We start from the raw sequence: 2439 nt of genomic DNA, 5'->3' as shown, positions 1-2439 counted from the left end.
TGCGGTGAAGCCCGGCGCGCGCAAACCCGCAGCGGCTTGCCGTTGGGTGATTCCGAGCAATCTCAGCATGGTCCGCCAAACCCTCAGCGGCCTCGCGGCGCGCGAAAAACTCTTCTTCTGGGATTGGTCGCAGGTGATGGGGCCGTGCGGCGCGAATGCCTGGGCCTTACAAGATCCGCCGCTGGCCGGGCAAGACCGCGTTCATTACCGGCCCGAAGGCTATGCGCGGGCAGCGGATGCGCTTTACGATCAGCTTATGGCCGATTTCGCCGGGTGGAAAACCGCAGGTGGGGCGGTGGCGCAGCGGTGATAAGCGCAGGGCGTGCCCGATTTCCACATTGCACCGGAGGGCGAACCTGCTATAGCGCCCGCGTAAGATTTCGGTGATTCCGGGCGGGCTTTTCTAAGATCATGTTGTTCCCAACACTTCACTATGCGCTGTTTTTAACGCTTATCCTGGCGCTGGTCTGGTCGATGCCGACCCTGGCGGCGCGCAAGCTGGTGCTGGTCGCGGCCAGCTATTTTTTCTATGCGCAGTGGAGCGCGCTGTTCTCGCTGCTGCTGGCGGGCAGTTCGCTGCTGAATTTCGGCGTCGGCCTTGGTTTGGAGCGCTGGCCGACGCGGCGGCGGGCGCTGCTGGCGCTGGGGATCGGCCTTAATCTTACTCTGCTCGGCGTGTTCAAATATTATAATTTTTTCTTGGAATCCCTGGCCGATTTGCTGCTGCTGATCGGCTGGCAGCGCGATTTACCCTTCCTGTCCATTATTTTGCCGGTGGGGATATCCTTCTTCACCTTTCACGGCATCAGCTACATTGTCGATATCAGCCGGGGGACGATCCGAGCGACGCGCAATCCCCTGGATGTGCTGCTCTACCTTGCGTTTTTCCCACAGTTGGTGGCAGGGCCAATCGTGCGTGCGGCGCAGTTCCTGCCGCAGTTGCAGCGGATGCCGCGTTTTTCGGATGTCCAGGTCGGCGCCGCCTTACTGCTGATTTTGCTCGGGTTGGTGAAGAAGATCATTATCGCCGATGCGCTGGCGACCCATCTGGTCGATCCGGTGTTCAACAGCCCGATCACCGCCAGCGGGCCGGATCTTTGGGCGGCTGCCTATGGCTATGCCGTGCAGATCTACTGCGATTTCTCCGCCTACAGCGATATTGCGATGGGCTCGGCGGCGCTACTCGGCTACCGTTTTCCGCTGAACTTCAACCGGCCCTATCGCGCCGAGAGTTTTTCGGATTTCTGGCGACGCTGGCATATCTCCCTGTCCTCCTGGCTGCGCGATTATCTCTACATTCCCTTAGGCGGTAATCGCGGCGGGGCACTAGCAACGACGCGCAACCTGATGGTGACAATGCTGCTCGGCGGCCTGTGGCACGGCGCGGCTTGGACCTTCGTGCTGTGGGGGCTGCTGCACGGCACTGCCCTCGGCCTGGAGCGCTGGGCCGGGCGCGCCTGGCAGGCAGTGCCGAGAATCCTGCGTATCGGGATTGTCTTTCACATCGTCTGTGCCGCCTGGATTCTGTTTCGGGCGACCGATCTCACCAGTGCGCTCGACTATGGGCGGGGGCTGCTGTTTGGTGGGTTTGAGGGGGCGAGGCGCTGCTGACCTGGCCGTTGGCCGCCTTGATTGCCCTTGTGCTCGCGGCGCAGTTCACACCGGAGAGCGGGACGGCCCGGCTGGCGCGCGGGCTCGATCACCTACCCTGGTGGGGGTTGGGGATCGTGCTGGGCGGCGCGCTGCTGCTGATCGAAGGCTTGGGGCCGCAGGGCGTTGCCCCCTTCATCTATTTTCAGTTCTAAGGTGCCCCCGATGCGATCCCTCCTGTCTGCCTTTCTGGTCGGTTTCCTGGTTCTCGCGCTCGGCAATGCGCCGGGGCTGACCGCCTGGGTGCGCGACGTGAAGCCCGCCGTCGTGGCCGATGCGCTGCTGCCCTGGGCGGAGGCCTGGCAAAGCGTCCCGGAAAACCTCGGGATCGATGGGCTTTTGCCCTGGTTGCGGGCGCGCCGGGCCGATCTGCTGGAGCCCTGATCGCCGCTTTCGTTTTTTGCGCTTGATCTTCGTCGGGCCGACCATTAGAAACCGCCTCCTGTCGCGGCGCTGCCGGGCAGCCGGTCTCGGGATCGGTGGTTGAGGATCGCAAGATCGTCGGACACCGAAAAAAGAAATCGGAAAAACAGTTTGACAGGGTTTGGCGGTTCGGTTATAAACGCTTCCCTGCCTCGCTGAAACGGCGGCGCAGACATCGGTGCAAACCGAAGGGTTCTTTGACATTGTAGGTTAATGGGGAAGGGTTTTGGAGTCGGCGGCCTGTTTGGTTGCTGGTTCTGAACCTTCTAGAGATAGAGAGTTTAGGATTAGTAAGGTTGCTATTGGTGGGGACACCGATGGCATCAACCTGAGAGTTTGATCCTGGCTCAGAACGAACGCTGGCGG

At 61.5% G+C, this 2439-nt stretch carries 4 protein-coding genes; all 4 read left to right on the top strand.

From position 1 onward, the window contains the following. Window positions 1-310 (top strand): SGNH/GDSL hydrolase family protein (locus VZ95_RS25495; RefSeq protein WP_045775827.1); only part of this gene is annotated, 310 nt, incomplete at its 5' end. A 101-nt stretch (window positions 311-411) separates the two neighbouring features. Next, the gene (locus VZ95_RS10690) at window positions 412-1611 is read left to right on the top strand and encodes an MBOAT family O-acyltransferase (RefSeq protein WP_232302606.1); all 1200 of its coding nucleotides are present in this window, start codon (window positions 412-414) and stop codon (window positions 1609-1611) included. Between the two features lie 8 nt (window positions 1612-1619). Then, entirely contained in the window at window positions 1620-1805 is a 186-nt protein-coding gene (locus VZ95_RS27050) for a hypothetical protein (RefSeq protein ID WP_045775826.1), read from the top strand. Window positions 1806-1815: 10 nt separating this feature from the next. Next, window positions 1816-2034, top strand: a complete 219-nt coding sequence (locus VZ95_RS10680) for a hypothetical protein (RefSeq protein ID WP_045775825.1) — start codon at window positions 1816-1818, stop codon at window positions 2032-2034. Window positions 2035-2439 lie beyond the last annotated feature (405 nt).

Origin of the sequence: Elstera litoralis (assembly GCF_000963705.1) — a bacterium.
In the GTDB taxonomy this organism is placed as follows: domain Bacteria; phylum Pseudomonadota; class Alphaproteobacteria; order Elsterales; family Elsteraceae; genus Elstera; species Elstera litoralis.
Note: the sequence above shows the minus strand (reverse complement) of the source record. Positions and strands in the feature narration are given on the sequence as shown.